The following is a 24,750-nucleotide window of genomic DNA, read 5'->3' as shown; positions in this document are numbered from 1 at the left end:
GTTTACGGTTTAGCTGGTTTTATTCTTTTAATAATACAACTTTTGAAATCATCAGGTTGGGACCGGTCAGAGCTTTGGTTTTTAACCTGAGTTTTCCATCGTTGCTGTCTTCGCGCATCACATGAAATTTTACCCATTGACCATCGCCCGTGTGGCTTTCTAGTTTGGTTTTCCTACCTTCAAACTCAAGCAGGCCGGTGCGTCCGTTTTGGTTCCAGTCGCTGAAATGAACCAGCAGGGTTCCCAAAATCCCGTCGGGACACTGAATGTTCAGTTCCATTTCTTTCCCGTGCCAAGCCGAAACATGATCATCTTTCCATACTCCGTCGGCTTTTACCGAATAGCTGACATTTTTTGCAACGATAACATTGTCGAGTTCGTTTTTCCAGGGGAGATTTTCATTCTCAGCCGATAGCCTGGCTGCTGCATCCAGGTAAAATATGGCACTTTCAAAGTCGTCCGGAACATCTAATTTTTCGGCTTTTGGAATAAGCGGAAACAGCTTTTTCAGCCAGGTTTCGCTTACAGGTTCTGCGGGTTGAAAATCCTCAGAGTTCATGTATTTCAGCAAACTGAACCGGAGTTGACGGGCAACCGGTAAATCCGCATCGAGATTATATCCGCAAACCAGCAGCTTTCCATTGTCCGCTTTTAGTTCGAAAACCGAACCCACTTTGTTGTTTCGGTGAAAATCGTCTACAGGCTGGGCCAGCGGATGGTAAGAGGCAGGCAGGTCGTTCAGAATAAAACCTTTGGCATTTTGACTGATGGTTTCCCATTGCCAGTCGGAATGATAGGAGGTTGGAAACCCGGAAAAGGCAGGGTGATAGTTGTCGACCAGCAGGCCAATGTTGGTTTTGCCCTGACCGGGAAAAAAGGTAAGCGACCAGTACAGCGGATAAAAATGCGCAGTTACTGCATTCTCTTCCGTTCCCAATTCGCTGGCATTTAGCAGTACTTTTCCGCCGTTGCGAAGTTTCTGGAAGGCCACGCTGTCCAGTTCGGAACAGATGTAAATATCGTCGCCGTTGTTAACCGCCGGGAGCTTTTCGGGATACACCCAAATGTTCCATGAATTTTCGAAGCCCGTATTTTCAACTTTGATTGTTATCAGCAGCTCCTCCGCTTTTTCAAACTGGTTTAGGTTGAAGGCGATGTTGCCCAAATCGTTAAGTGAACCTTGCCGGAAACTGCTTGACAAAAAAGTGCCACCGGCGAGTTTATTTCCTGATTTTCCGGTGATCTGCCAATGGCATTTTTCGTGAAGGTCAGCGTTTCCGTAATGCGCCAGCTGGGCTTGGGCTGTAAATGTTTCGTTGCTCTGCCAAACCATTTTTTCCATTCTCAGGAGCGGGACCGTGGTCGTAAAATGCTGTCTGAATTTTTCAGGAGTTGTAATACCTTTGCTGTCCCAGAAACAATCTAGCCAGCCGATAAGCGCCTCACCCTGTCCCTGGTAATCCTGAATGCTCAGCAATTGCACGCCGGCACAATTCTCGGTACGCAGAAACGACTCGGTTTCGTACTTGTACATAATTTGGTTGAGTGCGCCTGATGCCTGCACCAGCTTTTCGTTTTGACCGGCAATGCCGTTTTCTTCGGCCTGTTTTTTCATCTCGGCAAGGTTCCGGGCTTTTAAGGTTCCTGTGTATTTGTCGATTTCGGTCCAGCGCGGGTAAACTGGCCATTGCCCGATTTCGTGCGCAATTACGGGAATGTCTAGTTTGCCGTAGTTTTCATTGAAGTCCCAGTTGGTGCGGGGCCCATTTAATCCACGGGTACGCCCAACTCCCGGAATATTGTGGGTGGCGTTAAAGTCGTCCACTTCGGTAATTTGCCGGGCAGTTGAGACCGAATACAAGCGCCGCGGGTCTTTTGCTTTCAGGTCGGCTACCCACTTTTTCATTGCATCGAAATCGGAGTTTCCCAGTTCATTTCCGATACAAAACAAGGTAAATGACGGATGGTTCCCATAAAAATCAACCACGCGGTTCATTTCCTTTACCACAAAACTATCGCGCGAAGCATTGTGTCCCAGTCCTTTTGGGAAGCCTTTGGTGTTCATTTCGGGCCGTCCTCTTTCTATATTATCCACGCTCATCCACCAGTCGATCCAGATCGATGCCTCGGCCTGCACGTAAATGCCCACACGGTTGGCGGCTTTAAAAGCAGCTTCGGGCGGGCACCACGAGTGAAAGCGAACGTGGTTCAAACCATAGTCTTTGTAAATGCGGAAGATACGTTCCCAGTCTTCCACTTTGCACGAAGGATAACCGGTTAGCGGAAAATGAACACAGTCGAGGTTGCCGCGCAGAAAAACGGGTTCCCCGTTAATCAGTATTTTGTGTTTGCCGGCGGTAACTTCATAAAAGCCAAATTCTGAAGTAGAAGTGTCCGAATTTTTGCCGCTGTTTAACGATACATCCAGTTGGTAAACTTCGGGGGTAAATTCGCTCCATTTTTTTAGTTTTCCCTGAACCGGTATCTGGATAATGAACTGTTGCTGCCCCTTTTTCGGACGGAAAATTTCTTCGCCTTCCAATACTTTCACTTTTTCTGAAACCGGGCTAATGACATATTTCAGGGCAAGCGGTTTTTGCGGCGGAGTGTTGAGCGTAACTTCCACTTTTAATACGTCTTCTTCAATGTCCGGGAAGGTACGGACTGCGCTGATGTGCACAGGATCAACTGCCTTCATTTCCATGCGGCCAACAATACCGTTCCAGATGCTTTGGGTGTATTCTCCGTAGGCGTGGCCTTTGTCTCCAATGTTGTGAATCATTTCATTGTCAACCAAAATGGTAAGCTGATGGCTGCCCGGAGATAATTTTCCGAGGTGATGAACATGAGGCGTTCCCAGAGCATCGTTGGTGCTTCGTTCTTCGCCGTCGATCAACACCCGGGACTCCCAAAGCACGCGTTCCAAAAACAAAACAATTTCCTTGTTTTTCCACGACGCAGGTACCTGTATCTCTTTTGTGTACCAGGCTTTGCCGATGTATTTGTAAGAGGGGGTGAGTATCCCGAAATCGGAGGAGTCGGTCTTAAAACCATAGCCAAATTGGGCAAGTGATGCAGGGAGTGTTATGCTTCCTTCGGTTTTGCATTCACCGTTGGCTTTTTTTACCCATTCGTTCTCCGGATCGAGCTTTACCTGCCATTCTCCGGAAAGATCGGTCGGCTGGCTTTGGGCATAACCCGAACAGTGTAGCAAGAGTACAATCACTATAAATTTTACTTTTGACAGAGGCGCCCGAAGGTTTGAAAGGGATGAAATTTGCTTGGTCTTCATTTGAAATGTTCGTGTTTTTATTGTCGGTTGATTCCTAAAATATCAGTTGATTCAGTTATTGAATTAGTATTTCCCAATGTTTTGCTTGCACCAGTTTGTATAGGCGTTTTGAAGTTCCTGTACTTTTTCGGGCATTTCTTCTGCCAGGTTTATCCGTTCCCCGGGATCATCTTCGAGGTTAAAAAGTTTCAGGCTTAAATCGTTGGAAATGGGTTTGAGGTAGTAGTTGGAAGGGCGTCCTTTTCCCCACGATTCGTTGGTATTGGTTAGTTTCCATGGCCCCAAACGCGCTGCCCAGGTGTTTCCCCATTTCCAAACCAGCAAACGATCGGTAGTTGTTTCGCTTGCCAGCAGGTTTTTGCCATCAATGGTTCCATCATTTAAGGTAATTCCGGCGGCATTCGCAATGGTTGGAAGAATATCAACAGCGGAAACATATCCGGTATTTGTGCTGCCGGCTTTTACCTTGGCAGGCCACGAAATGGCCATCGGAACACGAATACCGCCTTCCCACAACGAGTATTTGCCTGCAGAGAGCGGGGCATTCAGTGCACCGGTTATGGGCGAGCCTCCGTTATCGGAAATATAGATGATCAGCGTGTTTTTGTCCAGTCCTTCCTTTTTCAGCGCATCCAGTACACGGCCAATGTTATCGTCAAGACAATTCAGGTTGGCCAGGTAGTATTTGCGCATATCCTCGTCCTGTATTGCGCCTAGCCTTGTGTATTTTTCGTAATAAGCAGAATACGATCCCGGAGTTTGATTGCCAAAAGTCTCCATGCTGTCAGGATCGTAATTATGGATAGGTTTTACCTGGTATTTGTCGAGGTATTTTTGTGGAACCTCGTGAATAATGTGGTGAACCGAGTTGTAGGCGAGTGTCAGAAAAAATGGCTGGTCCCGTTTGGTTTTCAGATACTGAATGGCTTCATCTGTGAAAATATCGGTGAGGTAGCCTTCGGGATAGCTTTTGTAAGTATTGTTGTGCATCAGTGGGCCCAGGTGAGCGCTGGTTCCGTTCGGGTCGGGAGTTCGTTGGGCTATTTCCTCCGAGTAGAGCCAGTAATCGTGGGCGTGTGCGCTAAAACCCAAAAACTCGTCGTAACCGTGGTTGAGTGGGTATTCGCGCACATCGAACCTGTGGTAATTGGTGCCAAAATCGCTTTTGCCAATCCTGGCCGTTGTGTAGCCGGCTTCTTTCAGGTATTCGGCAATGGTTTTTACCGTGTCGGGCAAGCCCGGCCCCCAGCTGGCTTTTTCGTCCCATCGGAACTGGTATTTCCCGGTATTTAAACCGGCTCTCGACGGGCTGCAAACGGGAGCAGTGGTGTAAGCCTGTGGAAATATCATGCCGCTTTCGGCCAGTCGTTCCAGGTTGGGGGTTGAAGCCTCCGGCGAATGGTTCTGAAAAGGTGAAAAATCGGCATATCCCTGGTCGTCGGAAACGATCAGAAGAACATTCGGGCGCTGTTCGGCTGGTTGGTTCTTTGGGGCGGAACACCCGAAGAGGATTGCAACAGTTATTACAAGTATTATATATTTTATTGACTGATTCATAAGATTGGTTTTTTCGCCTTCTTTTGAAAATGAGAAAGGTAAAAGCAGGCTGGTTTTATTCATTCGTTCACTTTTTTGTTGCGGAGATGTTTCCAAAATTGCCGGACAATCGACATTTCGAAATTAGTGATCTGCTGCATTTTCTTCAATGGATAATTTTATTATTCCATGTATAATCCGATTATTGTGGAATTTAAGACTATTCCTCCTGAATTGATTTATGTTGCAGATTTATAATAATTTTATATGATATTTAAAGACAATAGAGTTAAGTGTTAGATTTCATGAATGGATGATTCAGTTTAATTTTTGGTTGGATGAAAGCAAAAGAAATGACACACGATAAGTTCGGGACAAGTCCTGAAATGGGCAAAGAAGACCGGTTTTTTGGCGACCGAAGTGTGGTGTTGTCAAAAAATCAGCTTGAATATGTGAAAAGAAACGCCAGGCTTGGTCAGTTGTATTTCAGCGATATAGGCTTTTATCCGAATGCCAAAAATCATTTTCGCCAGCGAAAAAAAGGCATTGGCGAGCATATTCTGATTTATTGTGTCGACGGTTTTGGTACGATAGACGTAAACAACCAGGTATTTTCGATTTCGCCCAATTCGTTTTTTGTAATTCCGGCTGAATTGCCGCATTCTTACTGGTCTTCCGCCCAGGCACCATGGTCGATTTACTGGCTTCATTTTGGCGGAAAAAGAAGCTCCGCTTTCGAAGATTATTTTGGCAAAGTAAACGCATTGCCTCATTCTTCTGACTCCCGCACTGACGACCGGATTCGTTTGTTTAACGAGATACTGACAGTAATGGAATCGGGGTTTATCAACGAAAATATGGAGTATGGTAATTTGTGCCTGAACGGTTTGCTGGCTTCTTTTTTTTATGTTAATACCTATCGCGCAGCAAAGGGTGTTAAAAGTTCGGATCCGGTTGATCGGGCCATTTTTTTTATGGCAGACAAGCTAAAAGAAACTTTGACAATTCGTGACATTGCCCACCATGTAAACCTGTCGGAATCGCATCTTTCCAAATTATTTCGGAACAAAACCGGGGCGTCGCCGCTTGATTATTTTATCAAGCTGAAAATGCAGGAAGCGATCCGTTTGTTAACCAATAAATCGATGAATGTTAAAGAAGTAGCCTTTCTGCTGGGGTATAAAGACCCGTTCTATTTTTCGAGGCTATTCACCCAACACATCGGCGAAAACCCCAAGTCGTTTTTAAAAACCACGAGGAAGTAGCAAACTTAGTTTCACTTGAGTCTTTACAGCAGTTGTTTATGAGATTATATTTTCAAAATTGCGGTTTTGAAATGCTTAAAGTCTCGCAATCTCAGTTCTAAATCACAATTTGTGTTTGAAAAATAAACGTTCCCAAATGTTGGGAAGGAACTCCGGCTTCGACGTTTTTTGCAAGCGGACGAAAGGAATATTGCATACTGAACTTTAGCTTGTGGCCGTTTGCAAACAGATTCGCTCCAAAATCGTAGTTGTATATTTTTTGCGGAAGCGCTTCAAAATCTTTTAATGCGTAAGCACAGAAAAGTTGCAGCCGCCCGGCTTTTTCCATAAAAGACCGGGGGAGAAGATAACCCAGCGTGCTGTACCAGATGTTTCCGGTACCGATTTTATACTCCGCATTTCCGGCGCCTTCTGCGGCTGTTCCCTCATACCAGCGGTTCATGGTACCGGAAGTACGCAAATAATTTGTCCCAAAATTGTAGTTGTAAATCACACTGTAAACCGAAATCGCCTGGTTGTTTTTAAAAGGGAGTTCCATAAAATAGTCGGCACCAAGCAGCATCCGGTCTTTCAAAGTCCGGTCGCCGCTATTGTCGAATTCAGCAACCGATCCGGGATAAAAATCAAATCCTACCCCCAAATTGCAAATTTTTTTCTCTCCAAAATAGGTCATCGGAACATAAGGTGTCTGAAAATATTCTCTCTCCCAAAAATTCCAGGTTGTATAAGCTTTCCATGCCAGTTGAGTCGACGGAAATTCGTAGCCTTTTTCTGCGTCAGGCTGTTCTGGTACTCCGTTGTAGACCATCGGCTTGGAGACGACTGCTCGATAATTTAGCCGGTTTAAAGTTCCTTTAATAAAAATACCGAATTGACGGATTTCCAGATCGGAATGATTCACCGACGGGATGTTGAATCCCGGGTTATCGAGAGTCAGGGTTTTCTGGTAGCTGGCATTGGTCAACCTCGAAATACCGTTCCATCCGTTTAGCCCAAAACCAAGGCTCAATGACTTTGGAAGCAGGTCGTACATAGCCCAGACATCATGAAAATAAATGGTTGGTTTTGAACTGGAGGCATTCAGGTTATTAAATCCAAACTGGGTGTAAAAAGTTGTTTTTTTGTTCAGTTTATTGAACATCGAAAAACGGGTGCGCCGTAGGGCAAAGTCGAATTCAGATGCTATTGGGTCGCCCGAGATGGTTGTACTGCCGGGATTCAGTTGTGTTTGCCGCGCCCAAAACTGTGTGGCAAATGATAGTTTGGAATAAGCCGATCCCGAATCATTTAAAGGAATCAGAAGATTATTGGCGATTTTTGACTCATGACCTACCGGTGTTTCGGCGGAAGTTAGAATCGAAAAACAAATCAGTGACAAAAGAATAAAACTACATTTCATGAGGCGAAGTTGTCAAAAGTTAAGGATGATATTGGTTCTCGAATGGAATAATTAGCTTTTGGAATCACCCACTTCCCGCTCTGCAAAGCGGGAAGTAGGTGATCAGCAGATCGATTGTAAGCAGGGAAAGTAAGTGGCATCATTCATCGTTCTGTCTAAAAAAAACGGTTTATAAGAAGATAAGTACAAGCGCTTGTGCCAGTAAAATCCGTAGAAACATAACCAGTGGATAAACCGTGGCGTATGCTGTTGACTGGGCCTGTACCGGTGCCTGCGAGTTTGCAAATTCAAGGGCTGGCGGGTCGGTCATAGAACCGGCAAGCAAACCGCAAATCGACAGGTAGTTAAATTTTAGGAACCGGGCAATAAAGCCGATAATCAATATCGGAATTGCAGTAATCGCTACTCCATATACCATCCACATGTAGCCGCCGTTTATAATGGTTTCAACAAAGTGTTTTCCGGCCCCAAGCCCAACACAAGCCAGGAATAGGATGATGCCGAGTTCGCGGATAAAAAGGTTGGCTCCGGGAGTCATGTAAAAATCAAGTTTCCCGATTCGACCCTTATGGCCCAGGAACAGGGCTACCAGCAATGGTCCGCCTGCCAGACCCAATTTGGCAGGAGCCGGTAATCCCGGTATGGCAAAAGGAATACTACCGAGCAAAACTCCGGCAAAAATTCCAATAAGAATGGGGATAATGTTGGGGTGCGATAGTTCTTTCATTGAGTTTCCGAGTAGTTTGGCTACTTCGTCCAGCGCTTTTCTTTTTCCTACAATGCGAATGGTGTCGCCAAATTCAACACTGTCGTTTTCGCTGGGCATAATTTCACTACCGAATCTGAAAATACGCGTAATGTTCACGGGAAAACGTCTCGAAATTCCAATCTCTTTTATGGTTTTTCCTGCCAGTTTCTTATTGGTAAAAACCACGTGTCGCATTCCCAGACGTCCGGTAATGTTTAAATCGCCGGTCTTTTCAAGCTTCCCGACTTTTAACTCGAGCGTATTAAAGTTTTGTTTGGTAGAAACTCCGTAAAGAGTGTCTCCTGTTTGAATGGTGTCGTCCTCTTCAGGTATAATAAATTCATTGTTCCGGAAGATTCTAGACAAAACAAATTCGCCCGAAAGTGTTTCGCGGAGAAAAGCAATTGTTTTTCCTTCCAGTGCCTGGTTGCTTACTTTTAGGTTAACGGCTTCCAGCTTTCCGGAAACGCCCGATACTTTATTTGAAAAATCTTCTGCTTCTTTTTGAACTTTGATTCTGAAAAAGCCCCGGATGATGAGCATGGTCAGGATAATACCAATGATACCAAAAGGGTAGGCAACAGCATAGGCCATCCCGGCGAGTTCGGTAAGTTGAGGATTCGAAAGCTGCTCTTGAATAACTTGCTGGGCGGCTCCCAGTCCCGGGGTATTGGTAACTGCTCCGCACATTATCCCTGTAATTACGGGTGTGGGAATATCAAATGCCAGCTTTAGTCCAATGGCGCAAAGAAAACCCAGCACTACAATTCCTACAGCCAGAAAGTTGAGTTTTAGCCCGTTACTTTTTAGTGATGAAAGAAAACGGGGGCCTACGTCGAGGCCAATGGAATACACAAAAAGTATCAACCCAAATTCCTTAACAAAGTGCAGGGTTTCGGCTTGAGAGCGGGCTCCCAAATGCCCGACTAAAAGCCCGGTAAAAAGTACGCCGGCAATACCCAGTTTTACGTTGAAGATTTTGATCTTTCCGAGTAGGATGCCAGATATACCCACCAGACTCAGGAATAGTAAAGTAGAGGGAGTTCCACTTTCTGAAAATAAATTGATTATACCCATTGTTGTTTGTTTAAAGGGGAGTAATTGGAATTAAAGCCTCATACCCCCCTGGTACCCAGATAAAATGTCTTTCATACAGGACAGTGCCCCGTATCGATTTTTATAAAATCTGCATTAAATTATGTTGATGTTTTTTTGACCTCGAAATAATTATTCCGGCTTGTCGTTGGAGGATGAGGTATTCAGTCAGATCCTCGAATGCTCAGATAATAAAGCTTGTGTGAGTAACCGTAGCTTTTCTTGGCATTATTATAACAACGGTCGTTTGTCGTAGGGGAATTCACCGGCTTTTCGTTTCTGAATTTTAAAAACGAAATGTGGTTGGAAGGAATGAAATCAATCCCCGGTTCGTATTTAAATCTACAACTTTTGTGTTGTTCTGTTTCTCCGCCTTGTTTGAGCTTCGTTTGCGAAAATTCTCCTTTCAAATAGACTTCGCATTCTTCTTCTGGCTTCCGGGCAAATCCAATATGCGCGCCCTCCAGGTCTTGTGTAAGCATACAGCAATTACTAATTAATAAAACTTAAACTGAATGCTTTGCGAGTAAAAAAATAGTTGGTTGAAAATAACAGGTGTGTTTCGTTCCAGACTACTGCTTCATACCGCGAAAGCAATTGCCGTTCAATAAATATAAGACAGGTTTTCTGGCTTGTCCGTTTTTCTGCTTCCGGGCGCCTTTCTTCATTTCTCCCAAAAGGAGAAATATTCTCATCCTGTGGAAGAGTTAGGACAGACCAGATGCTGATATGATAAAAAACTGTGGTTGGACTTTACAGTTGCGCGACAGCTCACGACTTTCACGTGATTTCCTGTTCAACCGGTTTTACCGGGTATCTTACGTCTCAGATTTTTGAATGAACGCCGGGCAAATGTAATTTCAAAATAGAACAAAACAAAAATAAACGCTTGTTTGGGGAGTTTGTTCTTGCTTAATTAACAATCTATATTCTTGAAATAGCCAGCAATCATAGAGTAAGTAAAAGTTTTCAAAGTAACATATGGTTGATAGGTAGGATGTTGGGCGACTAAAGGTTGGGAAAAAAGCAAAGTCAGTGTAATAAAGCGCATCTTTGAGCGGGGTAATGATCAGGAAATTACAGAAACAATGTGTTTTTATGGGAAAAAGAAAGTAAAAGCCATCTTTGCCCACATCTCAAACCGTTCCTCAGTATTGGAAAGCCATATGAAGAAATATCTTCAGTGAGTATTTGATCAACCAATTAAAATACAACACTGTAGAGCCTCAGCTACGTATGATATTGTCATGGTTGATGGCTGAAGAACTTTTCGCTTAATTTCGATTGGTTGGAGGTACGGCGTTAAGTTTGCAGTTAGAACATCGTGAATCTGTTGACATTGATTTGTTCACCGAAGCTCCTTACGACGAGATTGATTTTGACGTAATAGATAAGCACCTTAAGAATAATTTCGAATATGTTGATTCTCGTTAAGGTCAGGTTGCAATGAGGAAATCATACTTTATAGGAAATTCAGTAGAAGACTGTATTTAAACTCGATTTGTATTATATCGTTCCTTTTATTCGCCTCGCTTTGGTGATTGACAATATAAGGTTTGCAACACTCGACGAGATTACGGCAATGAAGATTGATGTTGTAAGCCGTGGAGCACGAAAAAAGGACTTTTGGGATTTACATGAGTTGTTAGACTTCTATTCAATCCCTCAAATGATTCTGTTGCATGAAGAGCGTTGTCCGTACTCGCATGATGCGGATGAAATATTCGGAAACTTTACCGATTTTGAACAGCTGATAATGATTTCGAGCCGATTTGCTTAAAAGGTAAATTTAGGGAACTCATAAAGTTGGATTTTGTCGAAGCAATCAAGGCGTTAAGCAACGAATAGTTTTAGATTAATCTATTTTCCTATGTCTTGGTTTCGGTATATATTCGTAGAGGGAGAGTGCTCCCATTCAATCCCGTATACACTTTCGAAGATGTAGTTATTTTGCAGAGGGGGCGAATTCCATTAGTTCATAATTTATTCAAAGTGATTTTTTAATTTTAGTCCGACTTTCCAAAATAAAACGTCCGACTTCCTTAAGATTGTCGATTAGCACTGATTGACACGATAATTTTGGTGAAAAATTTAATCATCAAAATTAGAAATCATGAAAACAATTTTTACACTTCTATTATCTATTTCCATCTCGGTTGGAAATCTGTTCGCCCAGAAAAATGAAAAATTTGGAATTACTCAGTGGGCTGAAAAAGGCAAGATTGAGGTATCGAACAAGATGGCCGATCAATCTGAACCAGATGTTTTACCGCAACAAAACAATCAAAATGAAGAATCCAAAGTATTCACACCGAAGACAACAAAAGAAAATATCAAACTATCATTTAGCGATGGTAGAAAAGATGCCGTAGGTTTAGTTGATATTAATGCTGTATTGCGTTCAGTTGGTGTACGAGTCAGCACTGTAGAACTACCAGAAAAGGCAAAGCCAATTCTTGAGACATCAAAAACAAGAGCGTTAAATAAGGAAGAGGCTAAGAATTTGATCGCTGTTTTTCATTTAGACCGGGATGCTTTACTTAATCAGATAGAAAAAGCAGGAAGAGAACCAGCTGCAGAAGATGGAGGCTCTTTAACTACCGGTGAAGACAACATGGCTCCATATCCTAAAGTATATGATATGAAAGTATTATCGCCAGAAGTAACGGTGTTTCTTCAGGATAAATTTGGAAAACTACACGTAAATAGTGCAGATGATGGAACGGGTATCGATGAAGTAATGACAATCGTTTCAGGAGGTCCGTGGACATGGTTTTTTGTATTGCCGGATAATGTGGTTGGAAAACTAACCTTAGGTCATGTGGCGATTGATGGTTTAGGCTGGAGAATAAGTTACCCGGGACTAGGCCCACATGGAGGTTTCTTTGATGCTGAATACGGTTTGGTAGTGGCATTTGCTCATGGCCCTGAAAAATTTGTAATGCGTTATGAAGATCCGGGTGTAGAATTAGATAAATGGATGGGAAAGAATCCCTGGATAGATTTTTCAGGCAACACACCAGAATTGTTGGAAAACATCAGCAAGTAAGCAATTTAATCCCTAATTCAAATTGAATAATTGTCAATTTAAAGAATAAGAAAATGGAATTATTAAAAAATTTAGAATGGCGTTATGCCACCAAAAATTTCGATCCCGAAAAAAAAGTAAGTACAGATGATTTAGAAAAGTTAAAACGAGCGATCCAACTTTCAGTGTCTTCTTACGGTCTGCAGTTCTATAAAGTACTTATTATCGAAGATCAGGAAATTAGAAAGGAACTAAAACCAGTATCATGGAACCAGAACCAGATAACTGATGCATCGCATTTATTTGTGTTTTGTAATTACAGCGAAGTTAAAACGGAAGACATTAATGCATTTATTCATCTTACAGCCAAAACCCGGAATATCAATTATGACAATTTACAAGGATATGGCGATTTTATTTCCTCGAAATTGAATGAGAAGACGAAAGCGCAACAAACCAATTGGCTGGAACGGCAGCCATATTTGGCGCTGAGTACACTATTGATGGCTTGTGCCGAGTTAAAAATTGATGCTTGCCCGATGGAAGGTTTTGAAACTGATAAATACAATGAAATTTTGGGCTTGAAAGAAAAAGGATTAAATGCCTGTGTAATTGCATCTGTTGGATACCGGGTGGAAGGCGACAATTTGCGCCACACACCAAAAGTAAGAAAGCCAATGGATCAGTTGTTTGAAGAAGTTAAACAAGCCGTTCCTGTGGCTGTTTAAATAGGTGAATTCTTAAAATCGTTCGTAATGAAACATGCTATTATTACCGGGAGTAGTCGTGGAATTGGTTTGGCTCTGACCAAAGTTCTGATTCATCGTAAGGACTTCAAAATAATTGGGAGTTCTACTTCCGGAAAACATCCGATTAAGGCTAATAACTTTGAATGTTATCGACTGAATTTAAACGATGAAAAATCAATTAAGAAGTTTGTCGGTAATGTTCAGCACCTGAAAATAGATTACCTGTTTAACAATGCGGGAATATTAGTGGATTCAAATGGTGATCCAAAAATTGACCTTAAAAAACTGGAACAAACATTCAGCGTTAATCTGTTTGGTACCATGCAACTTACAGAATTATTAATTCCTCATTTAACTAAAAATGCACATATCATTAATATTTCTTCCGGTTGGGGATCGTTTAGTGAGAAGAATTTTGATGCTTTTAATCCTCATTATAAAATGTCGAAAGCAGCGTTGAATATGTATACCAAATTACTTTCTGAACGATTGAAATCAGCCGGCATAACAGTTTCAGCATTCGATCCGGGATGGGTTAAAACCGACATGGGTGGAGCAAATGCCGACAGGACCAGCGAAGAAGTTGCCGATGAACTAATGGACTTAATGTCCAAAAGTGAAACCGGAAAATTTTGGCACCAGGGGAGTAGCAGGGAGTGGTGAACAGAACATTGTTGTGCAGAATTATAATTCAGAACGCTTAGGCAGAAAATTGCTCTTACTTTTGTTTCAAAGAAAACGGACTTAATATGAAGTTTAGAAAATTAAAGCTCTATACCAATAAACTTGAATTAGAAAAAAGATTCTACTCGGATATTTTTGGATTTCAGATTATTGACGAAAGTTCTGATTCCTTCTCTTTAAAAATCGGATGGAGTGAATTAACATTTGAAAAATCTGAAATAGAACACAAATATCATTATTGTTTCCTTATTCCTTCAAATAAATTAAAAGAAGCGCTGGAATGGTTGGGAAAAAGAATTGCGGTAATAGCTATTGAAAATGGCCGTAAAATTCAAAATTTTGAAAGTTGGAATGCCGATTCATTCTATTTCTACGATGCAAGTGGAAGTGTTGCCGAATTTATTGTCAGGTATGATTTGAATAACAACATTGAAGAAGAATTCGATGTTTCGGCAGTTTTGGGAATAAATGAAATTGGGATAGCTGCAAACGATATTCAGCAAATAAACAAGCAACTTCAGGCTGAATTAGGTACAGAATTTTGGAAAGGTGATATAAAGCGATTCGGAACAAACGGTTCTCAAGAAGGAATTTTCGTTATGGCCAATTACAAATTGAAAGAAATTTGGTTCCCTACCACATTAAAAATAACACCAGAACCTTTTGACGCAATTATTGAAAATAAAGGGAAGGGATATTCTGTGGAATTTAGAAATGAAGAATTAAAAATATTACATACAAAATCATAAAAATACAGATATGCCACACTTCATAATCGATTGTTCAGAGAACATTGTAAAACAAAAAGATCCCATAGAAATCATGGAGGAAGTTTATCATAAAGCAGCATCAACCGGCCTGTTTGTGAAAAACGATATAAAAGTTCGAATTCATCCTTTTCGGTATTATTTATCCGGAACTTCATCTGATGATTTCATTCACATTTTTGGCAACATTATGGAAGGACGAACAACAGAGCAAAAACGCGAATTATCATCAGCAATTATTTCCGGGTTAAAAATTATGTTCCCGGATGTTCCGGTCATTTCAATCAATATCCGGGATTTTGAAAAAGCTACATATTGTAACAAATCAATGCTATAATAAAATTGGTATAGGTATTTATTCATTTAAGGTAAAAACTGACAAATGGAACAGCAAATAAGAACACTTGACGAACAAAGAAGCGAATTTTCAAAACGAAAATTTTTAGCGACTCCGATAGCTGGTTTAATTGCCTGGCTGGTTGCCGGAATTTCAGGAATAATGCTGCCACCAACAATTCTAGTTTGGGTACTTTTTATTTCAACAGGAAGTATTGTTTATCTGGCTCTTTTTATTTCACGATTTACGGGCGAAAATTTTCTGGATAAAAACAAACCCAAAAACGAATTCGACCGGCTTTTTTTCTTTACAGTAGGGCAGGCGGTTTTGGTGTATGCCATTGCCATCCCTTTTTTTATTATCGACTATTCTTCGTTGCCCATGACCATCGGGATTTTAACCGGATTAATGTGGTTGCCTTTTTCGTGGATGATTCGGCATTGGGTTGGGATTTTTCATGCGCTCGTGCGTACTGTCGTTGTGCTTGTCCTTTGGTACCTTTCACCTGAACACCGCTTTGTGGCTATACCTTTTGCCATTGTTTTCCTTTACATTGTAACGATTGTAGTACTAAAAAACAGGAAAGTAGAAGCGTAAGTTTAAGGTAAGAAATAAACTTTTTATTCGCACTCATGTTTACAATTGATATATCCAGGGAAAAAAGATATATCAAAATGCAACTTCTGGTATTATTAAATTTTGCGGCTGCCATTCAAGGTCTGTTCTTAACTTATATTATTGCTCACAATCGGCTGAAAGAAACAAAATCTGTTGTTTTAGGACTGCTTACTTTTGTACTTTCACTAAGTCTTTTGGGTGGCATTTATGGGATGTCGGGATTTTATAAAACCTTCCCGCATTTTACCAATGTTGCCGATCCAATGTTTTTGCTTTACGGACCGCTTCTCTTTATCTATATTTTTGTGCTCACTCGTAACCGTTTACCACAATACTATTTATTACACGGATTGCCATTTCTGATTTACATTATTTCATTTATTCCTTTGTACATAAAAAGCGGTGAAGAAAAAATTGAATGGGCCGAGTATATCTTTTTAAATGATCATGTTCCTTTGGAGGGATTGTTAATGCAATTGTTGCGCGTGGTTCACATTTCAATTTATATAATACTGAGTCTACTGGCGGTAAAAAAATATCAGAAAAAGATCAAAGACAATTTTTCAGATATCGAGAAGATTTCATTGAATCAGGCGAAGAATATTCTTTATTTCTTTTTGTTTGCACTTGTTGTAGCCTGTGTTTCATTTGTTTTTGGCTATTTCCTATCCTACAGTTTTAGCTTATCGAATAATATAATTGGGCTGGTTATCGGCATCATCATTTTTGCACTTGCATATTCTACGTGGAACAAAAAGAACATTCAGGAAATGGGAGCTTCGAAATTGGAGGATAAAGCAGGTAATCCAATTGATACGTCCTCTAAAGTTAAAGGAAGGAACGTTTTTGTACTCACTCAGGAACAATTGGAAGAGTATGGAGTGAGGCTGGCAACTGCCATCGAAAAAGAGAAAGTCTTTATAGAGAATGAACTATCTTTAGCTGAATTAAGCAAAAAAATAAACATACAGGCCTACCAGTTATCCGAATTAATAAGTCGGCTTTACAATGAATCTTTTTTCGACTTTATAAACCGGCATCGTATTGAAGAAATTAAAGCAAGAATTGAAGACCCTGAATCAGATTCTTATTCTCTGTTAGGAATTGCAATGGATTGCGGATTTAATTCAAAGTCGTCGTTTAATACCGCATTTAAAAAATTTACAGGTGTAACACCCAGCGAATACAGGAAACAAAAATTGGTAGAACAACATGTTTAGAATATGGATCTTTTATTTTTTAGCAAATGAAGGAAAAACCCTCAAGAGAAAAAACGATAGCTGTACTTCCGTTTGTAAACATGAGCGGAAGTGAAGAAATGGAATATTTCAGTGATGGGATTACCGAAGAAATTATTAATGCGCTTGCCCGTATTTCACAATTAAAAGTCACCTCCCGAACTTCTTCATTCTTCTTTAAAAACAAAAACATCCCAATCGGACAGATTGCCAGGGAGTTGAATGTGACAACTATTTTGGAAGGAAGCGTCAGGCTGGCAGCCAATACCATTCGTATTACGGCACAGTTGATTCATGCAGAAGAAGACTTTCATTTTTGGTCGGAATCATGGGACCGTATGCTGGATAATATTTTCGAAATCCAGGATGAGATAAGTCTGTTGATTGCTGATAAGTTACGCGAACAATACGGGCACCTCGACATTCAGGATCACCTGATTGAAACTAAAACAGCGAATATAGAAGCTTACGAATATTTTTTGAAAGGCAGGTATCACTTTAATAAGTGGAATCCTGAGGATGCCGGGAAAGCTATCGATTTCTACGAAATGGCCATCAAGCTCGATCCAATCCATACCGATTCGTATGTTGGTCTGGCTGATGCTTACAGCTTTTTTGCAGTTACCGAACTGATGCCCGCTGAAGAAGCATGGCAAAAGTCACGGGAAAACATGGACAAAGCTTATGCTTTAAATCCTGGCAATGCCGGAGTGCATTATTTACTGGCTAATTATTCGTTTTTTTATGAAGCTAATTTCCAGGAAGCACTTAAACACGGGTTGAAATCAATTGAATTAAAACATAACTATCCCGAGGCGCAACAATTTATATCGTTGTTGTATTTAATATCCGGTGATACGGCAAAAGCTAAAGAATATTTGGAAGTGGCACACAGTATTGATCCGCTTTCGCAGGAAACCCTGTTTTATCGCGCGTATTATCAGTACCGAGCTGAGAACTTTTCAGAAGCCTTATCCTTATTTGATGAAGCACTGAAGAACAATCCGCAAAATATTCCGGCATACATTGTTCGTAGTTATTGTCTTTTAAAACTGGGACAATACAACGAAACCATTTCCTTTCTTGAAAATATGCCAAATGAAATTGTGGTTCATGATGAACGTTTGGGAATTTTGAACCTGGCTTACATCCTCAAAAAAGATACTGTAAAATCCGAAGAATATTTCAACAAGTTATACGAAGCGGCACAGAATCCCAAATCATTTCAGGCACATTCCTATTTGTATCTGGCTTATGCAAATTTGAACGAAACTGACAAGGCATTTAACTGGTTGAAAGAAACGATCAAACTAAAATCGTCGGTGCTGTTACTAAATTATACCGATCCGCTTGCCAATTCTCTAAAAGATTATCCTCGCTACGGAGAATATAAAAACAGGCTTTACGGACATCAACCGGTTATAGCTAGTACCGCAAATGCGAAAGCTCCTCTGCTGGATGCCGCAACAGTAGAAGCTTTTAGCAATAAATTAACAAAGTTTGTAACGGAAGAACAGCCGTTCTTAATTCCAAATCTATCGCTTCGTTTGCTGGCCGACCAGGTTGAAATTCATCCGAACAAACTTTCGTGGCTTTTAAACGAACGGATAGAGAAGAACTTTAATGAATTCATTAATTATTACCGAATTGAATACTTTAAGCAACTGGCAATCGATCCCAAAAACAGTCACATTTCATTAATCGGGTTGGCTTACGAAAGTGGTTTTAACTCGAAAACCGTGTTTAATACCTATTTCAAAAAAGAAACCGGAATGACCCCCAAAGAGTTTCTTAAGCAGAATGCTTAAATAATACGAGCAAAAAAATCAAAGGAGAAAATTGTCCATCCACCTACGAAGTTTGTCCATTTTACAGCGGTAGAATACCCTGCATCTTTGTACTGTCGATAATGACACAGAACATAAGAACAATTAAAAATGGAAAATTTAGTAAAAACAGAATTTAATGTCCCAACACGAGAAGAAGTATCTGCAACAAACCAGGAGATTTTTGATGCTTTAAACAAAGCTTTAGGTTTTGTCCCAAACCTGTATGCAACAATCGCTTATTCTGATAATGGTTTAAAGCGTTATTTGGATTTTCAAAATGCCAAAACATCATTATCAAACAAAGAGAAAGAAGCTGTAAACCTTGTTGTTAGCCAGGTGAACGGTTGCGTTTATTGCCTGAGTGCACACACGGTATTGGGGAAAATGAATGGTTTCACCGACGAGCAGCTATTGGATATTCGTCGTGCGAAAAGCGAAAATGCAAAAATTAATGCCCTGGTGAAATTGGCAGCAGATTTAACCGAAAACAGAGGGAATGTAAATAGCGCTAATGTTGAAGACTTTTTCGAACATGGTTATACCAAAGAAAATTTAGTAGACCTGATTCTGCAAATTAGCGATAAAACCGCCATGAATTATTTACATAATCTTACCAAAATTCCGGTAGATTTCCCCATTGCATCAGTTCTTTAATTTACAACGCAGGAAAGGAGAAATAGCAGAGGTCTGTTTTCTCCTTTCTCTAAACTAAAAACAAAATGAATAACGAAGAAAAAAGATATCCACTGCCGCCATTTACAATGGAAACTGCCCTTGAAAAAGTGCAAAAAGCAGAAGATGCCTGGAATAGCAAAGACCCGGTAAAAGTTGCTCAAGCGTATACCATTGATTCAGAATGGCGAAACCGGACTCAGTTTATAAACGGGAGGGAAGAGATTGTAGAATTTTTAACCGGCAAATGGGAAAGAGAAAAAAATTATAAACTAAAGAAAGAACTTTGGGGTTTTAGAGAGAACAGAATTGCAGTAAAATTCGAATATGAATTTCAGGATGCGAACGACCAATGGTACCGCGCCTATGGAAACGAGCTTTGGGAATTTGACGAAAAAGGATTGATGCAAAAACGTTTCGCAAGTATTAACGACTTAATGATTGATGAAAAAGATAGGACGTTGACCTAATTTCATGCTTATGATACAGAATAACGATTTCACACTTATTGATCCGCAAACCGGTAACCAGGCTTTCAAAGTGTTTCGCTTTGAAAAGAATAATCCGTTTGATGATATTCAACGATTGAACCACTATTCAATGATTTGGTTGGAAAGAGGAACGGGTAACGTAAAAGCTGATTTCTCGGAATATAATTTTCGGGAGAATGTTCTGCTTTCTTTTTCGCCTTACCAACCTTTTATGCTTAATCTTGAAGGGGAAATCAGGGGCTGGGTTATCAATTTTCATCCCGATTTTTTCTGTATTCATAAGCACCACAAAGAAGTTGCATGCCATGGTGTTTTGTTCAATAATATTTACAATCCGCCATTTGTTTATATCGATAAAAAAGCTGCTGCAAATTTTGAGATGGTGATCGAACAGTTTAAAGCTGAAATGCAAAATGCGGCGCTGGCACAGTATGAATTGCTGATTTCGTACCTGAAGATATTTCTGATCACTGCGTCGAGATTAAAAACAGAACAGCAAACGGATGCCCAACAAGCCACAGTAAAAGAGGAAGAGCCATTTATCCTGCAAAACCTGAAAAATGCTATTGAAATGCACTACAAAACAAAACATAGTGTCAGCGATTATGCCGATCTTTTGGCCATAACACCAAAAGCATTGACCCGGCTTACCAAAACTCATTTCAATAAAACTTTAAGCGACCTAATTGCTGAACGGATTATTATTGAAGCCAAAAGAGAATTGTACCTCACCAATAAAACAGTTAAGGAAATTGCTTACTATTTAGGTTATAACGATGAGTATTATTTTAGCCGGTTTTTCAAAAAAAATGCCGAAGTGTCTCCGCAATATTACCGCGAAACGGTTGGTTTTGATAAAGCTTCTGCCGTATTAAAAACGTAAAAATTCCTGCGCACGAATGGATGCCGAGGGTAATCAGTTAACCTCTGTAAGTGTTTTTCTTCTGAGGAGCCGTATTCGTATATTTTTCTTTAGCTGACTGCCGTGTTTGCCCCCAACTTTTAAGCCCGCAATTATAATTCCGAACTTCTGTATTGTTTTCCCGAACGAATGACGTTACTACCTGTTCTACTTTTGCTTCATGATTTCAATTCAACAGAAATTAGAACAACAAAACAGATGTCATGAAAGAAATGAAAGCAATTGTAGTAAGCGGTTATGGAGGCCCCGAAGTACTCCAAATTAAAAGCATGCCCAAGCCCAGTCCTAAAGAGAATGAAGTGCTGGTAAAAGTAATAGCCACTTCGGCAACAACTGCCGATGGAATGATGCGATCAGGGAAGCCATATTTTGGGCGATTAATGACCGGATTACGAAAGCCAAAACATCAAATCCCCGGTACAGGCTTTGCCGGTTATATAGTTGAAACAGGATTAAATACCAAAAAATTTATTCTTGGAACGCGGGTGTTTGGTGAGACGACTTTAGGAATGAGTACCAATGCCGAATATGTTGCAGTACCTGAGGACGGTGTAATTCTGCCGATGCCCGATAATATGACCTATGCCGAAGCAGCAACCTATGGCGACGGGCATGTAACCTCCCTGAATTTTCTCAAAGAGATTGCACAAGTTGAGCCAAACCATAAAGTATTGATTAACGGCGCCTCGGGAAGTCTGGGAACTGCAGCGGTACAAATTGCAAAGTTTGTGGGGGCAGAGGTAACCGGTGTTTGCAGTACGCGAAATGTAGGTTTGGTAAAATCGCTGGGAGCCGATCATGTTATTGATTATAACAAAGAGGATTTCAGCAGAGGCCATATAAAATACGACCTTGTTTTTGATACGGTTGGGAAAAGCTCGTATGCAAAAAGTAAAAATATTCTAACAGAATCAGGACAATACGTGTCGCCGGTATTAAAATCCTCATTGCTGTTGCAAATGCTATGGACATCAGTATTCGCGAAAAAGAAAGCTAAATTTGCCGCGACAGGTTTACGCACTGAAGCTGAACTTCACTCTCTTTTTACACGGCTTGTACATATTTTTAGGGGAGGACATTTAAAAACAGTTATCGACCGGCAATATCCACTAGAGAAAGTTGCCGAAGCACACCGTTACATAGCTTCAGGACATAAAAAAGGAAATGTTGTTATTATAGTTGATCCAGTCAGCATTTAAACAATATGTAGTATAATCCCAACTTTTAGAGACTGTGTCCTAAATTCCATAAATCAAGATGGTCTGACTTTCGAAAGCCGAACGTCCGACTTCCTTAAAAACGTCGAACTCCATATTTCAGTACCCTAATTTTGGTTCTAAATTATTTAAAATCAAAAAGATGAAGCTTTTTCTGAAAATTGAGGAAATCAGCATGTTGTACCTCTCATTCTATGTGAGTTTACTTCTTGGATACGATTGGTGGGTGTTTACACTTTTTTTGTTTACCCCTGACATCAGCATGCTTGGCTACATACTCGGGAGAAAAACAGGCGCTGTTATATACAACATCTTCCATTACAAATTTTTAGCTGTATTAATCGGGGTAACTGGATATGCAACTTCTATTAAGGAACTGGCTTTTGCCGGTGCCATTTTATTTGGACACAGTTCGTTTGATAGACTCTTCGGATACGGATTAAAATATTCAAAAGGCTTCAAATTCACACACCTCGGAGCTATCGGAAGCAACAATGAAAACAGAAATAATTAAACAAGATGAAAAACAATTCGAAAACAAGAAACAAAATCGTACTTACGTTGCTGATGATCTTCTTGACAATTTCGTCAGTCTTAGCCGACGAAAATGTCACCATCAGCGGTCATGTGCGAAGTGCCGAAACAGGCGAAGGCCTTATCGGATCCACCATTTATGTAGAAGAACTTAAAACCGGAACGGCAACCAATGCCTATGGTTTCTACTCACTTACAATCCCAAAAGGAAATTACACTATTCGTTATTCGTACATCGGTTACCAACAGAATTTACTTCCGCTCAGTTTATCAGAAAGCAATGTAAAGAATATCGAACTTCAACCGTCATCGGCCGAAATGGAGGAAATTGTCGTTCGCAGCGAAGCGGAGGATAAAAATATCAGGGTTGCTGAAATGGGTGTTACAAAATTGTCGCCACGAGAAACCAGGATTATTCCTGTAATATTGGGCGAACAGGATATTCTGAAAACCATTCAACTTTTGCCCGGAGTAAGTTCAGGAACAGAAGGAACCACGGGATTTTATGTGCGTGGTGGCGGAATAGACCAAAACCTGATTATCCTTGACGAAGCACCGATTTACAGCGCTTCCCATTTAATGGGATTCTTTTCGGTTTTTAATTCCGATGCCATAAAAGATATGAAATTGTATAAAGGAAATGCTCCCGCGATTTATGGAGGTAGATTGTCCTCAATTCTCGATATTCAAATGAATGAGGGCAACGCTAAAAAGTTTAGTGCCTCGGGTGGCCTGGGACTTTTAGCTTCGCGCTTAACAATTGAGTCGCCAATTGTAAAAGACAAAGGTTCGTTTATCATCTCCGGGCGACGAAGCTATGCCGACATGTTTCTGATTTTCTCGCGAGATAAAGCACAAAAAGAAACCGACCTTTATTTCTATGATTTGAATGCCAAAGCAAACTACAAAATCAATGATAACAACAGGATTTATCTGTCGGGATACCTGGGGCGCGATGTATTTAATATCGATGATTTGTTTGCACTGAAATGGGGAAATAAAACGGCGACTTTTCGCTGGAATCATATCTTCAACAATCAGCTATTTTTAAACAGCTCGTTAATTTATAGCAACTACGATTATGGATTCGGATACAACTTTTCGGATAATATGATTTACATTAATTCCGGTATCCGCGATTTAAACTGGAAGGAAGATCTTCAATATTACATCAATACCAACCACACCATAAAATTTGGTTTTAATGCAATTTACCACACTTACCAACCGGGCGAAATAAACGCCGATAACGATGATTTTTTCAACTCTGTTTTTATGGGCGAAAAGCAGTCGTTTGAAGGCGCTGTTTACCTCTCGCACGACTGGAATATCTCCGAGCATTTTAGTGTGAATTACGGCTTGCGTTACTCCGGATATATGGCGGTTGGTCCCGACACGGTTTATACTTACAACGAGCAAGATGAAAGAGTAAATAGTGAAGCTTTTGCAGATGGCGAGGTTATTCAGAAATATAAAGAGATCGAGCCCCGGATGACTTTTAATGTCATTTTGAACCGGAATAGTTCGCTCAAATTTTCGTATGCGAGAAATGCCCAATATGTTCACCTACTCTCAAACTCATCAGCTTCCCTTCCAACCGATGTTTGGATACCAAGCAGCAAAAATGTAAAGCCACAGGTTGCGGATCAAATTGCAGTCGGCTACTTCCGGAATTTCAAAAACAATATGTTCGAAACCTCGGTGGAAGTGTATCACAAAGACCTTTATAACCAGATTGATTATCAGAATGGTGCCGAAATCCTTTTAAACCAGGATGTTGAATCGCAGTTGGTTTTTGGCAAAGGAAGAGCTTACGGGCTTGAACTTTACTTGAAAAAGAGAACTGGAAGATTAACCGGCTGGGTGGGCTATACGTTATCGAAAACCGAAAAATCGATGGATGAAATTGAAAACGGCAGATGGTTTCCTGCCAAACAGGACCGCACACACGATATTTCGGTAGTAGGAATGTACCAGCTAAATGAAAAATGGAACTTGTCGGCCAACTGGGTTTTTAATACCGGAAATGCCGTAACCTTCCCCAGTGGAAAATATTCGGTTGACGGATTTACTGTGCCGGTTTACACTTCGCGCAATGCCTATCGCATGCCCGATTATCACCGCCTTGATCTTGGAGCTACTTACACTCCGAAAAAGAAAAAGCGTTTTGAATCGAGCTGGAGTTTTTCTCTTTACAACGCTTACGGAAGAAAAAATGCGTTTTCTATCACTTTCCAGGAAAATGAAAACAATCCTACACAAACCGAAGCCGAGCGCTTAGCGCTGTTTCAAATGATTCCATCAGTAACCTACAATTTTAAATTTTAAT

At 40.7% G+C, this 24,750-nt stretch carries 20 protein-coding genes, 1 pseudogene and 1 riboswitch; of the genes and pseudogenes, 17 read left to right on the top strand and 4 right to left on the bottom strand.

Annotated features, from left to right (window positions below):
* Positions 1–19 precede the first annotated feature (19 nt).
* Together INQ51_RS09800 and INQ51_RS09795 are read right to left on the bottom strand one after the other, a co-directional pair.
* Positions 20–3,292, bottom strand: a complete 3,273-nt coding sequence (locus INQ51_RS09800; protein ID WP_233377793.1) for a sugar-binding domain-containing protein — start codon at positions 3,290–3,292, stop codon at positions 20–22.
* 63 nt (positions 3,293–3,355) lie between these two features.
* Complete coding sequence (locus tag INQ51_RS09795) at positions 3,356–4,912, bottom strand: sulfatase (RefSeq protein ID WP_233377792.1); 1,557 nt, start codon at positions 4,910–4,912, stop codon at positions 3,356–3,358.
* 254 nt (positions 4,913–5,166) lie between these two features.
* Between INQ51_RS09795 and INQ51_RS09790 the strand changes: the two genes are divergently transcribed.
* A complete protein-coding gene (locus tag INQ51_RS09790; protein WP_233377791.1) occupies positions 5,167–6,093 on the top strand; it encodes an AraC family transcriptional regulator in 927 nt (308 codons plus the stop codon).
* A 97-nt stretch (positions 6,094–6,190) separates the two neighbouring features.
* On the opposite strand, the gene INQ51_RS09785 is transcribed toward INQ51_RS09790, so the two are convergent.
* Entirely contained in the window at positions 6,191–7,492 is a 1,302-nt protein-coding gene (locus INQ51_RS09785; protein WP_233377790.1) for a hypothetical protein, read from the bottom strand.
* A 169-nt stretch (positions 7,493–7,661) separates the two neighbouring features.
* Positions 7,662–9,317 carry a putative transporter gene (locus INQ51_RS09780; RefSeq protein ID WP_233377789.1) on the bottom strand — a complete coding sequence of 552 codons (1,656 nt, stop codon included), beginning with the start codon at positions 9,315–9,317 and terminating at the stop codon, positions 7,662–7,664.
* A gap of 617 nt (positions 9,318–9,934) precedes the next feature.
* Positions 9,935–10,171: riboswitch (cobalamin riboswitch) on the bottom strand.
* Between the two features lie 192 nt (positions 10,172–10,363).
* Between INQ51_RS09780 and INQ51_RS22730 the strand changes: the two are divergent.
* The 16 genes and pseudogenes from INQ51_RS22730 to INQ51_RS09710 all read left to right on the top strand — a co-directional run.
* Positions 10,364–10,522, top strand: a pseudogene (locus INQ51_RS22730) (DUF6922 domain-containing protein); the annotation flags it as partial.
* 97 nt (positions 10,523–10,619) lie between these two features.
* Positions 10,620–10,769 carry a nucleotidyl transferase AbiEii/AbiGii toxin family protein gene (locus INQ51_RS22725; protein WP_410796250.1) on the top strand — a complete coding sequence of 50 codons (150 nt, stop codon included), beginning with the start codon at positions 10,620–10,622 and terminating at the stop codon, positions 10,767–10,769.
* Between the two features lie 679 nt (positions 10,770–11,448).
* Positions 11,449–12,384 (top strand): hypothetical protein, encoded by a 936-nt coding sequence (locus INQ51_RS09775; protein ID WP_233377788.1) that lies wholly within the window; start codon positions 11,449–11,451, stop codon positions 12,382–12,384.
* A gap of 53 nt (positions 12,385–12,437) precedes the next feature.
* Positions 12,438–13,091, top strand: a complete 654-nt coding sequence (locus INQ51_RS09770; RefSeq protein WP_233377787.1) for an NAD(P)H-dependent oxidoreductase — start codon at positions 12,438–12,440, stop codon at positions 13,089–13,091.
* Between the two features lie 27 nt (positions 13,092–13,118).
* Complete coding sequence (locus INQ51_RS09765; protein ID WP_233377786.1) at positions 13,119–13,775, top strand: SDR family NAD(P)-dependent oxidoreductase; 657 nt, start codon at positions 13,119–13,121, stop codon at positions 13,773–13,775.
* A gap of 86 nt (positions 13,776–13,861) precedes the next feature.
* Positions 13,862–14,545, top strand: a complete 684-nt coding sequence (locus INQ51_RS09760; RefSeq protein WP_233377785.1) for a VOC family protein — start codon at positions 13,862–13,864, stop codon at positions 14,543–14,545.
* A 10-nt stretch (positions 14,546–14,555) separates the two neighbouring features.
* A complete protein-coding gene (locus INQ51_RS09755; protein ID WP_233377784.1) occupies positions 14,556–14,900 on the top strand; it encodes a 5-carboxymethyl-2-hydroxymuconate Delta-isomerase in 345 nt (114 codons plus the stop codon).
* A 45-nt stretch (positions 14,901–14,945) separates the two neighbouring features.
* Positions 14,946–15,497: a DUF7010 family protein gene (locus INQ51_RS09750; RefSeq protein ID WP_233377783.1), complete on the top strand. Its 552-nt coding sequence runs from the start codon at positions 14,946–14,948 to the stop codon at positions 15,495–15,497.
* 77 nt (positions 15,498–15,574) lie between these two features.
* Entirely contained in the window at positions 15,575–16,738 is a 1,164-nt protein-coding gene (locus INQ51_RS09745; RefSeq protein ID WP_233377782.1) for a helix-turn-helix domain-containing protein, read from the top strand.
* A 26-nt stretch (positions 16,739–16,764) separates the two neighbouring features.
* Positions 16,765–18,564 (top strand): tetratricopeptide repeat protein, encoded by a 1,800-nt coding sequence (locus INQ51_RS09740; RefSeq protein WP_233377781.1) that lies wholly within the window; start codon positions 16,765–16,767, stop codon positions 18,562–18,564.
* Positions 18,565–18,693: 129 nt separating this feature from the next.
* On the top strand, positions 18,694–19,239 hold the full coding sequence (locus INQ51_RS09735) for a carboxymuconolactone decarboxylase family protein (protein WP_233377780.1): 546 nt from the start codon (positions 18,694–18,696) through the stop codon (positions 19,237–19,239).
* Between the two features lie 65 nt (positions 19,240–19,304).
* Complete coding sequence (locus INQ51_RS09730) at positions 19,305–19,727, top strand: nuclear transport factor 2 family protein (protein ID WP_233377779.1); 423 nt, start codon at positions 19,305–19,307, stop codon at positions 19,725–19,727.
* A gap of 10 nt (positions 19,728–19,737) precedes the next feature.
* Positions 19,738–20,631, top strand: coding sequence for a helix-turn-helix domain-containing protein (locus INQ51_RS09725; RefSeq protein WP_233377778.1), 894 nt, complete (start codon positions 19,738–19,740; stop codon positions 20,629–20,631).
* Positions 20,632–20,873: 242 nt separating this feature from the next.
* Positions 20,874–21,869 (top strand): NAD(P)-dependent alcohol dehydrogenase, encoded by a 996-nt coding sequence (locus INQ51_RS09720; protein WP_233377777.1) that lies wholly within the window; start codon positions 20,874–20,876, stop codon positions 21,867–21,869.
* A gap of 160 nt (positions 21,870–22,029) precedes the next feature.
* Positions 22,030–22,401, top strand: coding sequence for a DUF4260 domain-containing protein (locus tag INQ51_RS09715; protein WP_233377776.1), 372 nt, complete (start codon positions 22,030–22,032; stop codon positions 22,399–22,401).
* 5 nt (positions 22,402–22,406) lie between these two features.
* The gene (locus INQ51_RS09710) at positions 22,407–24,749 is read left to right on the top strand and encodes a TonB-dependent receptor (RefSeq protein WP_233377775.1); all 2,343 of its coding nucleotides are present in this window, start codon (positions 22,407–22,409) and stop codon (positions 24,747–24,749) included.
* Position 24,750 lies beyond the last annotated feature (1 nt).

The sequence above is a fragment of the Maribellus sp. CM-23 genome, from assembly GCF_021354595.1.
Taxonomy (GTDB): domain Bacteria; phylum Bacteroidota; class Bacteroidia; order Bacteroidales; family Prolixibacteraceae; genus Draconibacterium.
This window is presented reverse-complemented; position numbering and strand designations above follow the sequence as displayed.

Excerpts from the sequence above, each read along its gene's own strand:
- INQ51_RS09770 (WP_233377787.1), top strand. The coding sequence starts at position 12,438 with ATGGAATTATTAAAAAATTTAGAATGGCGTTATGCCACCAAAAATTTC.
- INQ51_RS09725 (WP_233377778.1), top strand. The coding sequence starts at position 19,738 with ATGATACAGAATAACGATTTCACACTTATTGATCCGCAAACCGGTAAC.
- INQ51_RS09755 (WP_233377784.1), top strand. The coding sequence starts at position 14,556 with ATGCCACACTTCATAATCGATTGTTCAGAGAACATTGTAAAACAAAAA.
- INQ51_RS09740 (WP_233377781.1), top strand. The coding sequence starts at position 16,765 with ATGAAGGAAAAACCCTCAAGAGAAAAAACGATAGCTGTACTTCCGTTT.
- INQ51_RS09730 (WP_233377779.1), top strand. The coding sequence starts at position 19,305 with ATGAATAACGAAGAAAAAAGATATCCACTGCCGCCATTTACAATGGAA.
- INQ51_RS09765 (WP_233377786.1), top strand. The coding sequence starts at position 13,119 with ATGAAACATGCTATTATTACCGGGAGTAGTCGTGGAATTGGTTTGGCT.
- INQ51_RS09760 (WP_233377785.1), top strand. The coding sequence starts at position 13,862 with ATGAAGTTTAGAAAATTAAAGCTCTATACCAATAAACTTGAATTAGAA.
- INQ51_RS09710 (WP_233377775.1), top strand. The coding sequence starts at position 22,407 with ATGAAAAACAATTCGAAAACAAGAAACAAAATCGTACTTACGTTGCTG.
- INQ51_RS09795 (WP_233377792.1), bottom strand. The coding sequence starts at position 4,912 with ATGAATAAAACCAGCCTGCTTTTACCTTTCTCATTTTCAAAAGAAGGC.
- INQ51_RS09785 (WP_233377790.1), bottom strand. The coding sequence starts at position 7,492 with ATGAAATGTAGTTTTATTCTTTTGTCACTGATTTGTTTTTCGATTCTA.
- INQ51_RS09775 (WP_233377788.1), top strand. The coding sequence starts at position 11,449 with ATGAAAACAATTTTTACACTTCTATTATCTATTTCCATCTCGGTTGGA.
- INQ51_RS09715 (WP_233377776.1), top strand. The coding sequence starts at position 22,030 with ATGAAGCTTTTTCTGAAAATTGAGGAAATCAGCATGTTGTACCTCTCA.
- INQ51_RS09790 (WP_233377791.1), top strand. The coding sequence starts at position 5,167 with ATGAAAGCAAAAGAAATGACACACGATAAGTTCGGGACAAGTCCTGAA.
- INQ51_RS09750 (WP_233377783.1), top strand. The coding sequence starts at position 14,946 with ATGGAACAGCAAATAAGAACACTTGACGAACAAAGAAGCGAATTTTCA.
- INQ51_RS09745 (WP_233377782.1), top strand. The coding sequence starts at position 15,575 with ATGCAACTTCTGGTATTATTAAATTTTGCGGCTGCCATTCAAGGTCTG.
- INQ51_RS09720 (WP_233377777.1), top strand. The coding sequence starts at position 20,874 with ATGAAAGAAATGAAAGCAATTGTAGTAAGCGGTTATGGAGGCCCCGAA.
- INQ51_RS09800 (WP_233377793.1), bottom strand. The coding sequence starts at position 3,292 with ATGAAGACCAAGCAAATTTCATCCCTTTCAAACCTTCGGGCGCCTCTG.
- INQ51_RS09780 (WP_233377789.1), bottom strand. The coding sequence starts at position 9,317 with ATGGGTATAATCAATTTATTTTCAGAAAGTGGAACTCCCTCTACTTTA.
- INQ51_RS09735 (WP_233377780.1), top strand. The coding sequence starts at position 18,694 with ATGGAAAATTTAGTAAAAACAGAATTTAATGTCCCAACACGAGAAGAA.